The organism is Paenibacillus humicus NBRC 102415, from assembly GCF_004000905.1.
Taxonomy (GTDB): Bacteria; Bacillota; Bacilli; order Paenibacillales; family Paenibacillaceae; genus Paenibacillus_O; species Paenibacillus_O humicus.
The window spans coordinates 15,736-32,101 of sequence record NZ_BIMD01000012.1 but is presented as its reverse complement, the minus strand read 5'-3'; the positions used below and the strand labels follow the sequence as shown (position 1 = coordinate 32,101).

14 protein-coding genes are annotated in these 16,366 nt (G+C 61.8%); 5 read left to right on the top strand and 9 right to left on the bottom strand.

Going from position 1 to position 16,366, the window contains the following annotated elements; genetic code table 11:
• Positions 1 to 14: 14 nt before the first annotated feature.
• The 5 genes from PHU01S_RS10045 to PHU01S_RS10025 all read right to left on the bottom strand — a co-directional run bounded on the left by PHU01S_RS10045 (position 15) and on the right by PHU01S_RS10025 (position 4,919).
• A complete protein-coding gene (locus PHU01S_RS10045) occupies positions 15 to 1,496 on the bottom strand; it encodes an alpha-amylase (RefSeq protein WP_021879036.1) in 1,482 nt (493 codons plus the stop codon).
• 212 nt (positions 1,497 to 1,708) lie between these two features.
• Entirely contained in the window at positions 1,709 to 2,368 is a 660-nt protein-coding gene (locus PHU01S_RS10040; RefSeq protein WP_232316971.1) for a TetR/AcrR family transcriptional regulator, read from the bottom strand.
• 46 nt (positions 2,369 to 2,414) lie between these two features.
• On the bottom strand, positions 2,415 to 3,461 hold the full coding sequence (locus PHU01S_RS10035) for an ABC transporter permease (protein WP_127507450.1): 1,047 nt from the start codon (positions 3,459 to 3,461) through the stop codon (positions 2,415 to 2,417).
• Entirely contained in the window at positions 3,458 to 4,195 is a 738-nt protein-coding gene (locus PHU01S_RS10030) for an ABC transporter ATP-binding protein (RefSeq protein ID WP_048745224.1), read from the bottom strand. The genes PHU01S_RS10035 and PHU01S_RS10030 overlap by 4 nt, the downstream gene beginning before the upstream one ends.
• A 193-nt stretch (positions 4,196 to 4,388) precedes the next feature.
• Positions 4,389 to 4,919, bottom strand: a complete 531-nt coding sequence (locus PHU01S_RS10025) for a cupin domain-containing protein (protein ID WP_127507448.1) — start codon at positions 4,917 to 4,919, stop codon at positions 4,389 to 4,391.
• Between the two features lie 175 nt (positions 4,920 to 5,094).
• Here PHU01S_RS10025 and PHU01S_RS26995 point away from each other — a divergent pair, with 175 nt between their 5' ends.
• Together PHU01S_RS26995 and PHU01S_RS10015 are read left to right on the top strand one after the other, a co-directional pair.
• Positions 5,095 to 6,558, top strand: coding sequence for a GTPase (locus PHU01S_RS26995; protein ID WP_307721793.1), 1,464 nt, complete (start codon positions 5,095 to 5,097; stop codon positions 6,556 to 6,558).
• Positions 6,559 to 6,816: 258 nt separating this feature from the next.
• On the top strand, positions 6,817 to 7,752 hold the full coding sequence (locus PHU01S_RS10015) for a methyl-accepting chemotaxis protein (protein ID WP_021881799.1): 936 nt from the start codon (positions 6,817 to 6,819) through the stop codon (positions 7,750 to 7,752).
• Positions 7,753 to 7,931: 179 nt separating this feature from the next.
• Here the strand turns inward: PHU01S_RS10015 and PHU01S_RS10010 are convergent, their stop codons facing one another.
• Positions 7,932 to 8,102 carry a DUF1540 domain-containing protein gene (locus tag PHU01S_RS10010; protein WP_083436304.1) on the bottom strand — a complete coding sequence of 57 codons (171 nt, stop codon included), beginning with the start codon at positions 8,100 to 8,102 and terminating at the stop codon, positions 7,932 to 7,934.
• Between the two features lie 191 nt (positions 8,103 to 8,293).
• Here PHU01S_RS10010 and PHU01S_RS10005 point away from each other — a divergent pair, with 191 nt between their 5' ends.
• Together PHU01S_RS10005 and PHU01S_RS25730 are read left to right on the top strand one after the other, a co-directional pair.
• Positions 8,294 to 9,256: a hypothetical protein gene (locus tag PHU01S_RS10005; protein ID WP_021881800.1), complete on the top strand. Its 963-nt coding sequence runs from the start codon at positions 8,294 to 8,296 to the stop codon at positions 9,254 to 9,256.
• Between the two features lie 255 nt (positions 9,257 to 9,511).
• Positions 9,512 to 9,679 carry a hypothetical protein gene (locus PHU01S_RS25730; protein ID WP_021881801.1) on the top strand — a complete coding sequence of 56 codons (168 nt, stop codon included), beginning with the start codon at positions 9,512 to 9,514 and terminating at the stop codon, positions 9,677 to 9,679.
• A gap of 55 nt (positions 9,680 to 9,734) precedes the next feature.
• On the opposite strand, the gene PHU01S_RS10000 is transcribed toward PHU01S_RS25730, so the two are convergent.
• The 3 genes from PHU01S_RS10000 to PHU01S_RS09990 all read right to left on the bottom strand — a co-directional run bounded on the left by PHU01S_RS10000 (position 9,735) and on the right by PHU01S_RS09990 (position 12,885).
• Positions 9,735 to 10,103 carry a hypothetical protein gene (locus tag PHU01S_RS10000; protein WP_021881802.1) on the bottom strand — a complete coding sequence of 123 codons (369 nt, stop codon included), beginning with the start codon at positions 10,101 to 10,103 and terminating at the stop codon, positions 9,735 to 9,737.
• Between the two features lie 149 nt (positions 10,104 to 10,252).
• The gene (locus PHU01S_RS09995) at positions 10,253 to 11,839 is read right to left on the bottom strand and encodes a histidine kinase N-terminal 7TM domain-containing diguanylate cyclase (RefSeq protein ID WP_069202607.1); all 1,587 of its coding nucleotides are present in this window, start codon (positions 11,837 to 11,839) and stop codon (positions 10,253 to 10,255) included.
• 206 nt (positions 11,840 to 12,045) lie between these two features.
• A complete protein-coding gene (locus tag PHU01S_RS09990; protein ID WP_127507446.1) occupies positions 12,046 to 12,885 on the bottom strand; it encodes an alpha/beta fold hydrolase in 840 nt (279 codons plus the stop codon).
• A gap of 243 nt (positions 12,886 to 13,128) precedes the next feature.
• On the opposite strand from PHU01S_RS09990, the gene PHU01S_RS09985 reads away from it, so the two are divergent.
• Positions 13,129 to 16,056 (top strand): ATP-dependent DNA helicase, encoded by a 2,928-nt coding sequence (locus tag PHU01S_RS09985; RefSeq protein ID WP_246029197.1) that lies wholly within the window; start codon positions 13,129 to 13,131, stop codon positions 16,054 to 16,056.
• The last annotated feature ends 310 nt before the right edge of the window (positions 16,057 to 16,366 follow it).

Here is a 16,366-nt window from a genome sequence, read left to right as displayed (position 1 = left end):
ATCTGCGGGGCGTCCTATTCGCCGCCCTCAGGCTCTACGTCGAACTCGGGCAGCGCCCATACCGAGACGCTGCCGCCATTTACCGGGAAATCAGCGAATCCGTCCTCGCCGATGACGATCCGCTCCGCGCGGGTATTGGTAAGATCGACCCACACCTGGCCGGAGCGTTCCTCGCCGACGAACATCCGCTTGGAGCATTCCTCCTTGTTGCAGACCACGACCGCGCATCCGGAGCGCTCGAATTCCTGCACGCCCCTGCGCACCCATCCGATCACATTCGGATCGTCGAAGTAGTCGTCCTGATCGCCGTAAGCGCGGTGATAGCGGGCGTACAGCAGCGGGTCGATGGCCATCTTCTTGCCTTCTACCGGAGCCTCTCCGCCGATGCCGTAATAATCTCCGTAGAAAACGACCGGATAGCCGTCCTTGCGGAGCAGGATAAGCGCATATGCGCTCTGCTTGAACCAGTCGTCCACCCACGATTCCAGCGCTTCCCCCGGCTGGGTGTCATGGTTGTCGACGAGCGTCACCGCCTCCAGAGGGCGTTCCTTGACGATGGAGCCGTCGAAGATCGTGCGCAGGTCGAAGCCTTGACCGGCCTGGGCCGCTTCCTTGAACCGGTAATGAAGGGGGGCGTCGAACAGGTCGACGCTGCTCTCCACCGCATCCAGATAAGCGAAGCAGTCCTCCGGAATGCTGTTCCAGAACTCGCCCACAATGTAGAACGGACCGTCCTGATCTTCCCGGACGGCATGGGCGAAATCACGGATGAACGTATGGTCGATATGCTTGATCGCGTCCAGCCGGAAGCCGTCCACGCCCGTTTCCTTGACCAGCCATTTGCCCCATTTGATCATTTCTTCCCTGACCTCAGGGTTGTTGTAATCGATGTTGGCGAACATCAGGTAGTCGTAGTTGCCGAACTGGTCGTCGACATTCTCGTTCCAGTCCTTGTTCTCGCCGAGGATGCGGTATACGCCGGTCTCGTCCCGCTTGGCGTCGAAGTCGGTTCCATTGAAATGGTTGAAGTTCCAGGTGAAGTCCGAGTACTTGCCGCCGCGTCCGGGGAACGTGAATCTCGTCCATCCCTCGATGTTACGGGCATCGGATATCTCCTCCTGGCGGTTGTCGCCTTCGACTTCGACCACCTTGAACTTCTCCTTCTCGTCCGCGCCGGCCTTATGGTTCATGACGAGATCCGCATAGACGGCGATGCCTTCCAGCTTGCAGGCCTGAATAGCTTCGAGCAGCTCCGCCTTCGTCCCGTATTTCGTGCGGACAGCGCCCTTCTGGTCGAATTCGCCCAGATCGTACAGGTCGTAGATGCTGTAGCCGTTGTCCTCCGGAGAGGAGGCTTTGGTGGCGGGAGGGATCCAGACGGCATCAATGCCGGCTGCCTTAAGCTCGGCGGACCTTTCCTTGAGCCGCTGCCAATGGCGGCCGTCGGCGGGTACATGCCATTCAAAAAACTGCATCATCGTATGGTTGCGCTCCATCGTGCGGAAATCACCCTTCTGCTTGTCGTTTCCGCATCATTAACCTTCGGAGGCGGCCGGTTAATCAAGGCAGCGGAGCCTCGCCAAAAAGCCCGCCTCGGGCGGGCGGGCATAATCAGTCGGAAGCCGGGCTGACGGGGACCCCGCCTCGATCTCGAAGACTTCCCGCCTGAGGGGTGAAGCGCCGCTTCCTTCCCCTCTGGACGGACTTGTCAGGGTGCGAGCCCCTTCGCCAGAAACGCGATCGTCGCTTCGAGCTCGGCCGTCTCGTCCCAGCCGTCGGCGTTCTGATCGGCGGCGACCAGATGGGCGAGGATATAGCCCATGATGCCGGAGGCGGTAAGCCGGAGAACGGTCAAGGGCGGCAGCGGGGCGAGGCTGCCCTCGTCCTGGAACTTCCGAATGACCGACAGCAGCTGGGGAAGGACGAGCGGCATCAGCGTTTCCCTGGCCTGCTGCTGAAGCTCGGGGTGGAAGGGCAGCTCCTGGAGCAGCACCTTGAACAGCCGCTTGTTCTGGGAAATGAACTGCAGCCGGTTCGTAGCCATGGCCCGGAGGAACTCCTCGTAGGCGCCGTAGCGGGCATGGAGCACGTCCTTGAATTCCCGCAGCAGAAAGGGGGCCAGCAGCTTGATGATCGCCGGCTTCGCAATCGTCAGCAGCAGGTCCTTCTTCGTCTTGTAGTGGCGGAATATCGTTCCTTCGGCAACGCCCGCCCTGGAGGCGATCTCGCTCGTGGAGGAGGAGGCATACCCTTTCTCGGCGAACAGATCCGCTGCGGCGGCGATGATGCGCGCCTGCTTGTCGGTCATCTTGCCTTCGCCGCCCTGCAGCAGCTCCTCCAGCCATGGTTCTCTCTCATCGTTCATCATTGCCAACTCCTTATGGCGTCCATCGTAACACAGCCGGCAGGCTCGTTTAAATGGAGCGCTGCTTCTTGAGCGCCAGCACATTGAGCAGGGCGAACAACAGGGAGAAGCCGAACAGCACGGCGAGATCAGGCCATATGGAGGCAAGCCCTTCTCCCCTCAGCATGACGCCCTTCAGCGCGTCGGCGCCGTAATAGAGGGGCATGACGAGGCGGATATGCCTCAGCCATTCATTCATGGCATCGAGGTTGAAGAGGCCGGAGAAGAACACTTGCGGCACGATGACGAGGGGGATGAATTGAATGATCTGGAACTCGTTGCCCGCATAAGTGGAGAGGAGCGTGCCGAGAGTGAGCGCCGTCAGCGCCAGCAGTAGGTTCACGAGCATGAGCAGCCAGAAGGAGCCCTCCATATACAAGCCAAGCACCGACGTGGAGTACCAGGCGATGAGGGCGGCTTGAAGCAGGGTGAACAAGCCGAATCCGCCCAGATAGCCGGCGACGACTTCCCATCTGCGGATCGGCGCGGCCAGCAGCCGCTCCAGCGTCCCGGTCGTCCGCTCGCGCAGGAAGGAAACGCCGGCCAGCAGGAAGACGAAGAAGAACCCGAACAGGCCGACGAGCACGGGGCCGAAGGCGTCGAAGGAGCTTAGGCTTGCGGAGCCGTGCAGGTAGTCCACCTGCAGCTTGCCGTCCATGCTCCCGGATGCCGCGGCGCCGGGGGAAAGAGCTTGTTGGAGAAGCCCGAGCGACGCCTTGGATACGGCAGGATCGGTTCCCTCCAGCGCGATGCGCGGCGCGGCGCCTCCCAGATCCAGCAGAGCGTCGATATCCCCATGCTCCAGAGCGGTCTCTCCCGACTTGGAGTCTCCATAGCCGCGGATGGTCGCACCGGCCTGACGAAGCTGTTGGGACACGGTCTCCTGCGAAGTCCCCGGGACGGTGACGAGGCCGATGGAAGGGGCCGGGGAGGCGCCGCCGAAGACGAAATTCATGAGCGTCAGCACGAGCAGCGGCGCCAGGAACAGCAGCGCGAGCGTGCGCTTGTCGCGCAGGAACTGGCGGATGATGCGGTAGGCGAGAGCGCGCGTCCTCATGCGGTGACACCCTCTCCCATGGCGATGAACGCCTGCTCGATGCTGGAGGCGCCGCTGCGCTCCATCAGCTCGCGCGGAGATCCGGCGGCGGTCAGCTCGCCGCTGCGGATGAAGGCGATGGAGTCGCATTTCTCGGCTTCGTCCATGACGTGAGTCGTCATCAGAATCGTCGTGCCGCCGTCGCGCAGCTGCAGCAGCTCCCGCCAGATGGATTGGCGCAGCACGGGGTCGATGCCGACCGTCGGCTCGTCGAGCAGCAGCAGCTCCGGCTCGTGCAGCAGCGAGATGGCCAGCGACAGCCGCCGCTTCATGCCTCCGGAATAGGCTGCGACGCTCTTGTGGAGATGATCGTCCAGGGCGACGAGCGCCATTACGGCGGCGATCCTTTCCTGCAATCGGCTTCCGCGCAGCCCGTAGAGCTTCCCGAAGAAGACCAGATTGTCCTTGGCGGTCAGATCGGCATAGAGAGCGTCTGACTGCGCCATATACCCGATGCGCTGCAGCACGGGCAAGGCTGGCATGCTCCGGCCAAGAACGGTCACTTCGCCTTCATCGGCCTTGTCGATGCCGGCCAGCAGCTTGACAAGCGTTGTCTTCCCGGAGCCCGACGGGCCGAGCAGGCCGGTCAGCCGGCCGCGAGGAATCTGCAGGCTGAGGTTCCTCAGCACTTCACGATTGCCCAGGCGGCGGGTAATCTGCCGCAGGTCTGCGGCTGGAAGCGTTGGATGATCCATGGAGGCTTCAACTCCTTCAAAAAAAGTGATTACTCACTTCTATTTTAAGCCGAAAAAAGGAAATAAAGAAGGGTTATCTTAATTCCATGCCTGACCTATGCTTCTCCTGCGCAGGTATGGAAAGGGGCCGGCTCCATCGTTGCTTTCGCCGGAGCAGCCGGCTCCAATGTTGGAGCCAAGTCCGCCGTATTCTCTATTTGAACCCTTCGGTTTGGTCCCACAGCGTCAGAAGCGGTCCTTCCCTTCCGAAGACGGGATCGGAAACGGGCATCGGCACGAGCCGGATCTCCTCCAGAACGCGCGGACGCTCGCCGGGCTTGCCTGTGCGGATGTTGTAATCCATGCCTCCGGGATAACCGCCGGAGACAAGGAAATCGGCGCTCGCCTGAAGCTTCTTGTGTCCGGTTCCTGCCGGCAGGACGATCACGTCGCCTGCCTGAACCTCGACGATCTCTCCTTGCTCTCCTCCCAGCTGGAGCTTGGCGCTGCCGCGCACGACGCCGAGCGCCTCATGGGCATTGCTGTGGTAGTGATGATAGGAAAAGACTCCGTTCGTCCACGTATTTCCCCATCCGTTGGAGGCGAAGAGCGGCTCCATCCGTCCCGGCTCGGAGACGGCCGAAGGATAGAGAAGGACGGAAAGGCTGTGATGGTTGGGAATGCTGCCGTCATCGCGGAATGAAAATGTTCGGACGGAAGGGCGATGCTCGGGAACGGGTTTCATAGCGGACCTCCTTGGTTTTACGGTTATGAGGCTATCATACCCGCGGCGCGGTGCGGGCAACCTTTTCTTCCGCTGCGCGGCGCTTCGCCAGAGATTCACGCCGGGCCTTTTCGAGGTAAGAGAGAGAAAGACTTCATGACGGTCGAATACGGAAGAGCCGAAGGGAGAACTGGGAATGGAAGAGCGGGTATATGGACACGACGAGGGACGGGAATTGCCGGAAGCGGATCGCGTTCGGAAAATGGCCGAGGAGGCCATGCAAGGCGAGGCGGATGCCATGATCGAAGCGGGGCGTGCGGCGGCGGCCGGATTGCCTGCCGGAGCGGCTTCATCCGAAGCCTCAGGCGCCCCCGCATCGCTGACGGATGGCATCGCATCGTACGCGGCGGCGTTCCCGGATGGCTCCGAGGACGGGGCAAGCGCGGCGGCGCCCTCGGGAGGGGATGCCGCGGATGCTTATGCCGCCGCTGCCGAGCTGGATCAGGCGTCGAGCCAGCAGAGCGCCGGCGCTCTGCTGGTCCACCCGGCGGAAGGAGGCTCCATGTGCGCGCTTGCAGCCGGTATGGATGATTCCCGCCCGGACTCCAGCCTGCTCTCGCCTCCTCTCGGGGAACGCTTGAATGAGCTTCTGCCCGCAGCTTCCGGCTGGGAAGTCGAATGGAGACGAGCCGCGGAGGCGCAGTACGAGCAGCATATGGCCGAGATCGGCAGGGAGCTCGACCAGGATATTCTGATCGCGCTCGTCGGCGACGTGAACGCCGGCAAATCCTCGACCCTCAACCGCATTGTCGGCGAGACGGTGGCGGCAGTCGGGGCGGAGCCTGGAGAAACGGCCGATATCCGCCCGTACCTGTTCAAGGAGCGGATCTTCTTTGTCGATACGCCGGGCTTGAACGACGTGCGGGTGGAGAATTCGCAGCAGACGATGGATTATTACCGTCAGGCGGACATCATCCTGTTCTTTCTGAATGCAGCCGGAACGGTATATTCGGAGGCGGAGAAGCGCTCCTTCGAGGCGATCCGGGACACGAATCCGAATATTCTGATCGTGCTCAACAAGATCGATGCGGCGGACGAGGTCGACCGCATCACGGCAAGGGTGAAGCAGGAGACCGGAGGCAAGTACGATGTCGTTCCCGTCTCCTCCCGCACCGGCGAGAATATCGAAGCGCTGAGGGCCGCCATTCTGGAGCTGCTCCGAAAAAAGTCCAAGGATCTGCTGTTCGCGAAAAATCTCAAGGAGAAATCGGCGGCGGCTAACAAGTGGATCCTCGGAGCGGCCGCCTCCGCATCGGCCATCGGAGCGGCTCCGATTCCCGGCGCGGATATCGTGCCGATCACGGCGGTGCAGATCGGACTGCTGACGCGGCTGGCCGTCTTGTACGGCAAGCCGATCAGCAAGGAGACGGCGCGCGAGCTCGTCGTCGCCACTGTGGTCGGCAATATCGGCAAAAGCGTATTCAGGCAAGTGCTGAAGCTGTTTCCCGGAGCGGGGTCCGTAGCCGGAGCTTCGGTGGCGGGAGCGATGACGCTGGCGCTCGGCTACGCGGTCAAGTATGCCTACGAGAACAATATGGATATCAATACCGCTACGATCGGCAAGCTGTACGGCATGTTCCGCAAGCAAGCAAAAGGGTAAGGAGGCTTTGGGAAATCGGGGCCTTGCATTGGGAAAAGGGATCGACAGGCCTGCCGGAGCCATGCTGCCGGCGGGCTTTTTTGTGCGCGGAGATCCGTTCGGGGCAACGGTTTCTGAGCATGATGGCGATGAAGGTCGTATTCCCGCCGAAAAATAGTTTTCTCGATGGTTAACAGAAACGGTTCAAGCCGCCGAATGAAGGGTAATGAACGTCCATATGCCTGCCGACATCTAGATTCCTAAACCAGCCGCGGGGAAGTGTCATCTTTGAGTACAATAGCCCACCTAACACCTGAGAGCACGCAAGTGCTGGAGGGGAATTCCGTCCTGGCTGCGCTTGAGCAGGCTTTGGCGATGATCGAGTTCGATGCCCAAGGAAATGTGCTCTGGGCCAATGAAAACTTTGCCGCGGCAATGGGATACCGGAAGGACGAGCTGCCGGGCCTGCATCACAGGGAGTTTTGCACGGCTGAATTTGCAGCCAGCGAGGCCTATCTGAAGCTATGGGAAGAATTGAGGAAAGGCCGCAAATTCCAGGAGAAGATTCTGCGTCTGGCCAAGGACGGGAGGAAGCTGTGGCTGGAAGCGACCTATATGCCGATTATCGGAGCCGACGGCGGCGTGAAGGCCGTCTTGAAGGTGGCGACCGATATTACGGAACGCGAAGCCGCAGCCGCGGGCGTGAGGGAGAAGCTGACGGGAATGGCGGAGGAGCTGCGGGAGCGGACAGAAGTCGGCATCGGGCGCAATGAGCGCATTGCGGCGACGTTCGAGGAACTGGTCGAAGACAGCGAGTCGAAGCTCGGCTTTCTTCTGGATCTGGAGCAGCAGGCCGAAGCGGTCGGCGGCATCGTCCAGATCATCGGAGAGATTTCGTCCCAGACGCATCTGCTCGGCCTGAACGCGGCGATCGAAGCCGCGCATGCCGGGGAGCATGGACGGGGGTTCAATGTCGTGGCGACGGAAGTGAGAAAGCTCGCCCAGAGAGTGCAGACCTCCGCCAAGGAGATCGAGGAGACGGTCGAGGCCATATCCGGAAAGATCGGCCGGCTCAGCCAAGACACCCGCAGGTCGCAGTCCGCGATGCGGGACAGCCGAGCCCGGATCCGGGAGGCTGTAGCGGAGTTCCATTCGATCGGAGATGCTGCGGAGCAGCTGGAAGTCGAAGCCCAGGCTTTGAACCGGCTCCTCTGAGCGGCTGTCTGGATCTGCAGAAATAAATGCCGCGACAAAAAGGCGCCTAGGCGCCTTTTTGTCGTTTGGCAGACCGACAGGCTTTCGACCGCCGCCGGCTCGGCCGGCACCGTTCCAACTGCCGGCAGTTGAGCGCATGAAGCCTGCACGCCGCTTCGGAAGAGCGGAGAAGAAGGAAATCAGGCGGTAGCTTCCTGCTGTCTGGGCTCGAACGTGCGGCAGCCCGCTTCCTCGGCCTTGCGGTCCGTCCGCTCGCCGGACAGCGCCACTGTGATCGCTGCCGCCGCGCAGACGTTGTTGAGAGACCAGTTCTTGCAGCTGCTGACCTCGCATGTTACTTCGCATGCCATTGCATTCACCTCCGTCTCGATGCTGCTGGATACCTGTCCCTAATAGGGTATGCGGGCCGCTGAACCGGCATGACTCGCATGAATGCGGAGCGGACTTTGATTCTCTTGCAACCTTCCCGTGTATATACCGTCTGAAAGGGTAAGCAGGGTGCGCACCTGAAGCAAAAGCGGAATGATCAGGGAGGAACAACATGATGAACAAGACTTGGAAACGAACCGCAGGCTCTCTTTTGGCTTTGACGATGGCTCTCTCCGGAGGCGGCGCTGTATTTGCCCTCGAAGGCCAGCCGGCACCCGCAGCAGGCGAAGCGGCCATAACCGCCGTTCCCGGAAATGCGGCAGCGATCAAGAAGATGTACAACGAATATATCAGGCTGGCATCCAGCTCCAAAACGCTGGGCCAGGCCGTTGCCTATTTGAACAAGCATATTGGCGAAGCCGACAAATGGACGGCCTCCATGATGGTGCTGCGTCTGGAGAATGCGCAGACTGCCGGGCTGGAATCGCTGCAGGACCGCATCGCCGCGAGCTCCGTGCAGAAGTCGATCGACGCGGCTTGGCGCAAGGGAAGCAGCGGCTCGATCGATTCGCTGATCAAAAACGCGGCCGACGAGAAGACGAAGAAGCTGCTCGGCGAAGCCCGCAGCCAAGGCTACCGCATCTCCACGGCGGAAGGAATGTACTTCCCCGAAATCGATTATGTGTCCTATGAAGCCTACAAATCCCATGTCGGGGCCGATATCGCCGCATATATCGCGATGATGTCCCTCGAGACGTCGAAGCCGACGCTTAGAGATGCGGCGATCATTATCGGCTGGGGAGAGCTGCTGCAGCGCAACCTGGCCCAGGAGAAATTCCTGCGCAGCTATCCGTCCTCGAACCGCAAGGCCAAGGTGGAATCCATGTACCGCCTGACCAAGTGGAACGTCTTTTATGGCAGCAACAACACGCCTTTGTTTGATTACGAGAGCAAAGTCATCGATGCCAAGGCGGTTGAAGCCTACAAGAAAGCCGTGGCGGACGGAGATGTCTCCAAGAGCCCGCTGCTGCTCAAGCTGTCCAACTTCCTCAAAGTCTCCGACCGCAATGGCGGCAAGCTGACCGATGAGCTGAGTCTCTGGAGAAGCAAGCAAATTCCGATGCAGTACAACTGAGTGCTCGACAGCCGGCCGGATTTTCCGGGCCGGCTTTTTTATGGCCGGCGGCTCCTCCGCCCCGTGTCCAGGCTCGCGGCGAGCGATGTCGCCGCCCCGTGCAGCCGTGAAGTCCTCTTGCGCCGATGATTCCGGTATGGGCTTGCCATCGTTCGGGAACGCTCTTTGAACAGCGAGACAGGGAAGGCGTTTCTAAATCCGGGAAACCGTTGAAGGAAGAACATGAGGCTTACTATGCGGGAAAGGGATGAGGACATGGAATCATTCGCAGAGAAGGACAAGTCGGTGCGCGAGGAAGTCGAGAGCGAGGAGGCCGAAGTCGGCAAGGGAGGCGCCGAAGTGCCGAGCGAGAAGGTCGAGCAGCAGGACGATCCCGAGCCGGAAGGCGGCAAGGCAAGCGGCCAATCCGGGCTGAACGCCTAAAACAAATGCAAAAGGGTATCCGGCCGGCTGCGGCTGGATACCCTTTTTTTATCTCCTACCCTTTCAGGCTGCTCCGGCCTGGCTGCCGGCTAACTTCCTCTGCGCTCTGGCGGAGGCGGGCGGCCAGACGCGAGCGTTCCTTGCGGAGCTTCCAGGCCGCTTCCCACAGCCGGGCGCGAATCTCGTCGTTCTCCGCTTCCTTCAGGCGGCCGTACAGGCCTTCCAGCCTGCGGTTGATTTCCTCGAATTCGCTCCAGAGCTTCGAACGGGCCTCATCCCGGAGCAGCTGCTCCTGGAAGCTTTCTTTGTCCTGCAGCTGCTGCAGCAGCTCGCGCCGCCATGGATCGTCGCCGATCCGCACCGCGTAATTGTACAGATCCAGCTGGTCATCCATCCACTGAGCATACTTTTGCGCATTCGTCATCGGCTTCTCTCCTGTTCTCCAAACCCATTTATACCGACTATTATACTCGGTTATAAAGAGAGCGCAACCCTTCCCTCCGAAAGGCAAGATTGGAGGAGCGTCATGCCGGCCGCAGCCCGAAAGGAGATTCGGCTTCGGGACAGGGGGCTTCATGAAGACGGAGCGGAGATGACGCGGTTCCTTCCTTGCTCTTTGGCTGCATAAAGAGCTTGGTCGGCGGAGCGGAACAACGCCCGGTAGCCATCCTGCACGGGCAGCGCCGCCCTGCCGAAGCCGGCGACGCCGAAGCTTGCCCGGATGCCGAGCGGACGTCCGTCCGGGTCGAGGGCAGGAGTGCTCTCCAGCGCCATGCGGATGGATTCAGCCAGCTTTTCGGCCGTGAAGCTGTCGATGCCGGGCAGCAGCAGCACGAATTCTTCGCCGCCGTAGCGCGCGAACAGGACGTCTGGGCCGAGCAGAGAGCTGCATACGGAGACGGCGTGCAGCAAGGCGGAATCGCCGGCTTCATGGCCGAGCGTGTCGTTGATGCCTTTGAAGTGGTCGATGTCGAACAGAATCATCGAGACGGGAAGTCCGTCGCCGAAGCAGCGGCCAAGCGCTTCCTCCGCTTCGCGCATGAAGGCGCCGCGGTTGAGAATTCCCGTCAGCGGGTCGCGGGAGGCCAGCCGCTTGAGCTCCTCCTGCAGGCTTCGCCTCTCCGTAATGTCGCTCAGCACAAGCAGGCAGCCGCCGGCTTGTCCCCCGCCTCTCGAGATGGGAGCGGCGTAGACCTCGCACCAGCGAGGCTCTTCGCCCGGCAGCGGAGGGCTAGCGAACGAATAAGGCTTGCCCGGCTGCTCCCAGGCGCTGCGGAAGGCGGCGGCGGCTCCGTCCGGAAGCTCGAGGCTGCCCAGGCTCTGCCCCAGGGCGGAGCGCGCCAGCGCGGGCAGCAGAACGCGGGCGGAACGGTTGCTGTCGAGCAGGCGCCAGGAAGCGTCCAGCACGAGCACGCCTTCTCCCATGCTCTCCATGACGTTTTCCCGCGCGACGGGAAGCAGGGCCATTTTGTCCGTGGACAGGAAGGCATAGACGAACAGAAGGCTCGTGAAGCAGAGCACGACCGGCACGGGATCGACTCCGTTCGGACTGAAGCCCAGCAAGTAGAGGAGCGAGGCTGTAATCGGAAGCAGGATTCCCGCGAACAAAGCGATCAGCTGGCGGCGGTAAGCTTTGTTCCCGGGACGGAGCAGCGCCTGGAACATGAGGCAGAGAGCCGCGAAAAGGGTGCCGAAGGTGTAGCAGCCATGGACCACGTACCATTCGCCCATCGTGAAATCCATCGTCGGCGTGGACGGACCCCTATGGAAGTAGATGTCCTGGTAGAAAAGATGATGATGGCTGTTGGTCAGAACAAGGAGAAAGGTAATGGAGGGGATGACGAACAGAAGCCAGCGTCCCCAAGCGGGAATCAGGTCGGCCTTGCCGAGAAAGTGGAGCGCGAGCAGCAAGGTGAGCACCGCGGAGAAAGGCATCCCGGCATACTGGACGGTCGTCCAGAGCATCATGCCGTCAAGAGTCTCGGACGTCTTCTCCAATGCGGCTCCGAACGTATAGAAGGAATTGGCCAGCGCCATCAGGATGAAGACGAGCTTGCCCGAGAACAAAGCCCTGCTCATCAGGGCATAGAGGGCGACAAAAACGTTCAGGACGCCGGCCAGAGCCGTCAGAACGATATAGGTAGAGGTAAAGGCTGTCACGTCATACATCCCGTTCCAGTGGAATCTAGTTTCCTCAGCGTAGCACAGCCGCAGGCTCGATGGAACAGCGAATGTGACGATAAGCCGCAATATTTATGGAGAAGGAAGGGAAAAAGCCCCGGAAAGGGGCTTTTCATCTCCGCAGGCGCATGGAATTCGCGCTTCCTCTCCGACAGCCGGGAAGGAAAAGGGGCGGAGCGCCAAGGCTAGAGTACGCGTCCCGCCGCTGCCGCGCCGCTGCCGGCTCTCAGCAGATCCAGCAAAGACTCGTTGAACAGGGCCGGCTCATCATAGAGCATCGCATGGCCGCTTTCCTCGAAGCGGATCATGGTGGAGCCGTGGATGCGCGCCTTGGTCTCCTCGGCCAGCTCGAACGGGCAGATCTCGTCCTTGACTCCCTGGAAGATCGATGTCGGCACGCTGATGTTCGAGAGATCATGCCGCAGGTCTTCGTCGCGGAGCGATTCCATCGCCCGGATCGTGCCATGCGCGGTCGCCTCCAGGCAAAGCATCGACATATAGGCCTCGAATGAAGGCGAAGGCTTCTTGAGCGTGAACTTGGCGCCGAAGTCGCTGATCATCGCCGGGCGGTCCCGGTAAGTGTCGTCGATCATCTCGTCGACCTTCTCCGGCGGCGTCCCATAAGGGAAACTCTCGGATTGCGTGAAGCGCGGCGCGGCGGCGCCAGCCAGAACGAGGCGCTCTACGCCGTGCTGCCGGTGGCGGCTCATGTACCGTACGGCAATAGCTCCGCCCATGGAGAATCCAAGCAGGGTGAAGGACGAGAGGCCGAGCTTGTCCACGACGGCCTTCACGTCGTCCGCCATGCGGTCATAATCATAGCTTTCCCATGGAGAGTCGGATTTGCCGAAGCCGCGGAAGTCGATGCCGATGTAGCGGTATCCGTTTTTCGGCAGAAGCACGGATTGGGTTTCGAACATGCGCTGGCTGGCCGGCCAGCCGTGCAGGAACACGACCGGATGTCCTTGGCCGAGATCCTCGACGTACAGGCGGACGTTCGGCTCAACTTCGATATAGGTTCCCATGGATAAAACCTCCTTGAACTCTTTTTGTTTCCGTTGGGTTGTTTTCGCAGGTTCTGGAAGGAAAAGAAGAAAGCAAGCATGTCCCCTCTTACCCGGCACGGCGCATGGCGACGCGCCGGTTTCGGTTCCCGGCGGGAGGTCGAGCCCGCCTGAACGGCGGAGGCAAGTCCGGAGCGGGCGTCGATTCGGGACGGGCCGGCGGGATCGTGCAAAGTGCCGGTCCATGCTACAATGGAGGAACGAGTGTTCGCAGAAGGAGACGGAAAGGGGACGGCGCGGATGGAACGGCTTGGAGCGGAGGAAAGCGGAACGGAGCAAGCCCGCCGAACGGATGGGAGCGGACCGAAGCAGGCTGCGGCAGCGCCGGCAGGATCGGAAGCTGCAGATGCGGCAGAAGCGCCGGAAGCGCCGGTGAAACCGGAAGCGGTTGTAGCGGCGGAAGAGATGGACAAGCCGGAAGCTTTGGGGAGACTTGAAGCAGCCGAAGCGCCGGAAGCGATGAGCACGCCGGCAGCGACGGATATATCGGAAGCGCCGGAAGCGTTGAGACAACCGGAAGCTGCAGAAACCGCGCCGGCGGTTCGAATCGCGGTAAGGGCGCTGGCCGAATATGCATGCCGCAGCGGCAGCATCGAGACTGGCTTCCGCAGCCTGACCTCCTTGACGGAAGGGACGCGGATCCACAAAGCGGTGCAGGCCGAATATGGAGAAGGCAGCGAGCGCGAGGTGTTTCTTCGCATGGAGCTGGCCCTGGGCGGCGTGGAATGGACCGTGGAGGGGCGCTGCGACGGCTTGCTCGCCGCAGAAGGCGGTCCCGTCATCGACGAGATCAAGTCTACTTCCGGGAGGCTGGAGGATCTGGGAGGGGAAGGCCACCGGGTCCACTGGATGCAAGCCCGGGGCTACGCTTATATCTATGCCATGCAGCAAGGCCTGGAACGGATGGATGTTCAGCTCACCTATGTGCAGGCCGACTCGGGAGCGGTATTCCGGATCCGGCGGAGCTTCGGGCTGAACGAGCTGCGGGAGGGAATGTTCTGGATGCTGGAGCAGTACGCTCCCTTCGCCCGGATGCTGCGCCGGCATCGTCTGGAGCGGAATGCCAGCCTGGAGCGGCTGGAGTTCCCGTTCCAGGGCTTCCGTCCCGGCCAGCGCAAGCTGTCCGCCGCCGTCTACAAGACGCTGGAGGATAAGGGAGGGCTTTTCGCCAAAGCCCCTACCGGCATCGGCAAGACGATGTCGGTGCTCTGGCCCGCTGTGCGCGCCCTCGGAACGGGCGCGGCTTCACGGCTGTTCTATTTGACGGCGCGCACGACGACGCGGACTGCCGCCGAGGATGCGGTCCGCCGCATGGAAGAGCAGGGGTTGAAGCTCCATGCCGTCACGCTGACGGCAAAGGAGAAGATCTGCCTGCAGGACACCGTCAGCTGCCGCAAGGAGGACTGCCCGTTCGCGGACGGATACTACGACCGGATCAACGGCGCGGTGCTGGATCTGATGGAGCATGAGACGCTGATGACGCGCGAGGTCATCGAGCGGTACGCGCTCAAGCACCGGGTGTGCCCGTTCGAATTTTCCCTTGAGGCGGCCTATGCCTCCGATGCCGTCATCTGCGACTACAACTACATCTATGATCCCAAGGTTTCGCTGAAGCGGTTTTTGGCCGAGCAGGCCAAGGGGACCGCGCTGCTCGTCGACGAGGCCCATAATCTGCCCGACCGCGCCCGCTCCATGTACAGCGCGGAGCTGGACAAGGCGCCTTTCCTGGCGCTGCAGCGCGCCTACAAGGGTTTGTCCGCCGGGCTGTCCGCCGCTGCCAAGGGCGTCAACGCGGCGTTCATCGCTCTGCGCAAGGAAGCGGAGGCTGGAGCTGCAGCGGGAGAGGGCGGGCTGCGTCCGGCAGGTCCCGGCGCGTATGTGTCGGAAGCTCCTCCGCAGCAGCTGCTGGAGTCGGTCCATGCGTTCATCGCGCAGGCGGAGCCGCATCTGGCGGCAGGCGGGGATGAGGGCGGAGCGGAGACCGCGGCGCTGCTGCTTGAAGCCTACTGGGCAGCCAAGGCGTTCGCAGCTGCCGGGGAGTGGATGGACGAGCGGTTCGTTGCGATGGCCGAGCTGGCAAGGGGCGGCGTGAAGGCGAGAATCATGTGCCTCGATCCATCCCGTCTGCTGCAGCAGACGGGCAAGGCCTACGGAGGACGCGTGTTCTTCTCCGCGACTCTGTCGCCGCTGCCCTTCTATATGGATCAGCTAGGCGCCATGGAGGAGGATCGCTCCTTGACGCTGCCGTCCCCGTTCGGACGGGAGCAGCTTGAGGTCCGCCTCGTGCCGCTGTCCACGCGTTATGCCGACCGCGGCGCCACGCTTAAGCCGCTGGCCCGCCTGCTGCTTGAAGCGGTGCGGGAGAAGGGCGGCAACTGGCTCGCCTTCTTTCCCTCCTATGCTTATATGAACGCCTTATACGAACAGCTTCTGCTGGAATTGAATCCCGGCAGCGCCGCCGCGCTGCCGGATGGTGCGGAAGCGGGTGAAGCTGGCGCCGATTCCGTGAAGGCTTCCGGAACCAACCCGGCGGAAGGTTCGGGCGAGCAAGAGGAAGCGAGTGGGGGCAAGAATCCGAGCGGGCAAGAGGAAGCAAGCGGGGACAAAGGGTCGGTCCTGCATGCGGAAGGCGAGGCTGCCGATGCCCGAGAGCCTGCGGAAGAAGCGCTGTTCCCTGCGCGGGCGGGAAGCGGGGGCAAGGAGCGCGGTTTGCGGCTGCGCCTTCAGAGGCCCGACATGGACGAGGAGGCGAGGGACCGCTTTCTCGCCGCTTACCAGCCTCCGGAGCCCGGGGGCGATGCCCTGCTCGGCATGGCCGTCATGGGCGGCATCTTCTCCGAGGGCGTGGATCTCGCCGGCGAACGGCTGGAAGGAGTCGCGGTCATCGGCGTCGGGCTTCCCCAGCTCGGTCCCGAACGCGACCTGCTTGCCGCTTACGAGAAGAAGCAAGGAAGGAGCGGCTTCGATTACGCTTATGTCTATCCCGGCATCAGCAAGGTTCTGCAGGCCGGCGGGCGCCTCATCCGCTCCGAGAGCGACACCGGCGTCCTGCTGCTCGTGGACGACCGCTATATGCAGCCCCGCTATCAGCGGCTGCTGCCGGAAGAATGGCGAAGGGAAGGGGACGCGTAAGGCACGACGGGCGAGCGGGCCGAATCGAGGCGTTTCTATCCCTCCTCTCGGAGAAAGCCGTCTTTTCCGGCAGACCGGTCCGTTCATCCCGTTGCCGTGGCCTTGTGCCCGGGGCTTTCGCTGGCCAAGAAAGCGCGCATTTGCTGATGAAAAGAGGGCAGAGCCCGCGGCAGAGAGGGTACTCTGCTTGCGGGTTCTTACTTTTTGTGGAAGTATGGAGGGTAGAATTGCTTGCCGCTCTTTGTGAACTCACTTGCTTGTTCGGCCTCGCTTCCGGGAGCTCGGATCCATTCTCGCGCTTGAGAGCATG